General features: G+C 37.0%; 3 protein-coding genes and 1 pseudogene. All 4 read right to left on the bottom strand.

What is annotated here, in order from left to right; translation table 11 throughout:
- Positions 1 to 404: hypothetical protein (locus tag GMD1S_RS11450; RefSeq protein WP_001242119.1), on the bottom strand; the 404-nt coding region annotated here is incomplete at its 3' end.
- Positions 401 to 1,027 carry a hypothetical protein gene (locus GMD1S_RS11455; protein ID WP_001242082.1) on the bottom strand — a complete coding sequence of 209 codons (627 nt, stop codon included), beginning with the start codon at positions 1,025 to 1,027 and terminating at the stop codon, positions 401 to 403. The genes GMD1S_RS11455 and GMD1S_RS11450, both read right to left, overlap by 4 nt.
- Positions 1,024 to 1,632 (bottom strand): hypothetical protein, encoded by a 609-nt coding sequence (locus GMD1S_RS11460; RefSeq protein WP_000780961.1) that lies wholly within the window; start codon positions 1,630 to 1,632, stop codon positions 1,024 to 1,026. Before GMD1S_RS11460 ends, GMD1S_RS11455 begins: the two co-directional genes overlap by 4 nt.
- A gap of 10 nt (positions 1,633 to 1,642) precedes the next feature.
- Positions 1,643 to 2,419: pseudogene (locus GMD1S_RS12515) on the bottom strand (virulence protein); the annotation flags it as partial.

A 2,419-nucleotide genomic window follows, 5' to 3' on the forward strand; every position in this document is an offset into this window, starting at 1 on the left:
TCGTCTTCGCTGATTTGACCGTCAATGACAGATGCTACCTCAATCGCCATGATATAGAGCGCTCGCTTGTCAACCGTTAGAATATCCTTATGAGTCGTGATTATTCGAAGATAGTCTCCTTTTTCTCGCCCATCACTTTCATAAGAATCTTCAAAATTTAAATTTAAATTTTCACGCTTAAAAGTCGCCCAAGAGTCTTTTCCTATTCTAAAATCAGCCATTCCCCAACGCTCATCATTTGAAGAAAATTTATCTAGAGTTAAACTCAAATAAAAATTATCATCAAATGCATAAGAAAAACCAACTTTCACTCCCTTACGTTCTTTGAACCACATTTTCCAAGGATATTCCATACAGTTTTGGTATATACTAGTTTCGTAGTTGCCTTTAAGATATAATCTCACTCATCTTCCTCATCATCATAAACACGTTCGCCGTGGATTTTGATGTATTCTTCTCGAAGCCGTTCCTCCTCTTCCCATAGAGGATCTCTTACCGGTACCATTGTCTTTAATTCTTCCAAACTGATTTCAACAGCTTCATCATAAGTCAGTGAAAGAACATCCTTGTGATATTTCTTAAATTCTTCTACACTTAGCCAACTTTGCTTGCCGTCTTCGCTAATCTGACCATCAATGGCAGATGCTACTTCAGTTGCCATAATGTATAAAGCACGTTTGTCTACAGTTAAAACATCTATATGAGATGTTGCGATACGTAGATAATCTCCACGTTCTCTCCACTCTGTAATGAAAGTTTTTTCAAATTCCAATTGAATATTTTCATCAGAAAACGAATTCCAAGGATCACTCTTGTCATATGGTATATGATTCCATCGTTTATCATTAAATCGCCATTTATCAAATTGAACTCCAAAAAAGAAATCATCTTGTAGCATCTCATCATCACCAACGTTTGAGTATGTAATAGGATGACCATGCCATTCCTTAAACCACATTTCCCTGAGCAACTCTCTTGTCGTAAAGGTTATTTTTTTCTTAAAATCACTTTTGATATATAGTCTCATAAATCTGAGATATCGCCTCCATGTGCTAGTATATATTCTTTTCGACGAGTGGCTTCTTCCTCCCAAAGAGGGTCGTCTACCACATCCATCGTTTGAATTTCAGTCAAACTTAGTTCATTTACTTCTTCAAAAGTTAAAGATAGAATAGCCTCATGTTTTCTTTTAAACTCTTCAATTGTCAACCAGCTATTCTTAGCATCCTCGCTAATTTGCCCGTCAATAACCTTTGCAATCTCAAGCGCCATAATGTACATAGCTCGTTTATCAACTGTCAAAACTTCTAGATGGGTGGTTAAAATACGGAGATAGTCTCCCTTTTCAGTATAATCCGTAGCAAATGCATCTTCAAAATTAATTTCAATACTTTCCTTAATATGTGAAAAGAGTCTTCGTACCCCTTCCTTTAGGGGGACACTAGACCATCTCTTATCGGCAGTGCCTTTCCTCAAGGATAAATTTGAGAAAAAATCTTCTTGTAATGCATCATTGTTCCCAGCATTTGAGTAAGAAATTTGCTCATCTTCTGGAAACCACATTTTACCAGCTAGTTCTAAATAACCATAAGGTACTCTTTTTGTATAATCACCTTTTAAATATAATTTCATTGTTCACTCCTTATTGCGTCAAGTATTTAAAAGCTTTCCACATATTTTTGATAACTTCTTCTTTAGCTCCTTTTCCAAGTCCATTTAGTTCAGATTGTTCATTTACCCAGTTTACAATATCCTGCCTACTTGAAATAGTTGAGGCTTCAATATCTATGTCGAGGTTATAACCTGACTTTCCACTCCCCGATTGAACTTGGATTTTCCCACTATCTGGCTCCGCATCAACTCGAATATTATCGACTTTTTTACCGTTAACTCGTCCAGAAATCTTTTTTCCAAAAGACTTACTCGTCGGTTTATTTGCCTTCCAGCTGTCATAGTTACTGGAATAATCAACCTGAATTTCGCCATTTAGTAAGGCCGTCTTTGTGATAGCTGATAAGCTAGTTACTGCTCCACTAGCTATCAGTACATTCCCATATTGAACCCCTGTTACAGATGCTGCGGTACCAGCTACGATACTTGTCCCTGCTGTTGGCGGACCAGCCATTACACTCAAGACTTCTAGGGCTCCACTCGCAAAGTAAACTCCCAATCCAGAGAAAATTTGAGCTACTCCACTCCAAAATTCGACTGAATTTGCTTCAAAGTTTTGGGCTTTTAGTTCATCAAGCTTTTTGTTAACCAAATGAGTATAGTCATCATCATATTTCCCATTTTTTAAAACGACATAGCCTTGCTCCAAGGGATGAATGTCAATGATATTCCCTGTTTCATCAATCTTAAGAGTGTGATTGTAGTCGTCAATTATTTTATCCCATTCGGACTTGTCGTGACCTTTTAA

It is taken from the genome of Streptococcus sp. GMD1S, assembly GCF_000296875.1.
Classification (GTDB): Bacteria; Bacillota; Bacilli; order Lactobacillales; family Streptococcaceae; genus Streptococcus.

Excerpts from the sequence above, each read along its gene's own strand:
- GMD1S_RS11455 (WP_001242082.1), bottom strand. The coding sequence starts at position 1,027 with ATGAGACTATATATCAAAAGTGATTTTAAGAAAAAAATAACCTTTACG.
- GMD1S_RS11460 (WP_000780961.1), bottom strand. The coding sequence starts at position 1,632 with ATGAAATTATATTTAAAAGGTGATTATACAAAAAGAGTACCTTATGGT.